Source organism: Algibacter sp. TI.3.09 (assembly GCF_038154905.1).
Classification (GTDB): Bacteria; Bacteroidota; Bacteroidia; order Flavobacteriales; family Flavobacteriaceae; genus Algibacter.
In genome coordinates this window covers 1-301 of sequence record NZ_JBAKAN010000042.1, presented here as the reverse complement: position 1 = coordinate 301, position 301 = coordinate 1, and the positions used below count along the sequence as shown (strand labels likewise).

Here is a 301-nt window from a genome sequence, read left to right as displayed (position 1 = left end):
AAATAATATATGGTGTTTTGTTCTCATTATCGTCAATAAAAATTGTGGGATCGTGCATTGGAGAAACCAGAGGTTTCCCTAAAGCATCTGTAAACGGACCGGTTGGTTTATTGGCACTCATAACACCAATAACCCCCTTTCTATCGGAAAAATAGAAATAATATTTACCATTTCTAGTTGCCGCATCGCTGGCCCAGCAATCGGTACTATTATGGGCCATGTAATTATGTTTAGGAGAAATAGCTTGTTGCATTTTCCAATCTAATAGATTAGTAGAGGAGAAAACCCGCCAATCTTTCAT

Annotated in this window: 1 protein-coding gene; it reads right to left on the bottom strand. The window is 37.9% G+C overall.

Annotated elements, in window-relative coordinates; genetic code table 11:
- Positions 1-301, bottom strand: a 301-nt coding sequence (locus V6246_RS18250; protein WP_341561872.1) for a family 43 glycosylhydrolase, incomplete at both ends; no start/stop codon positions are given.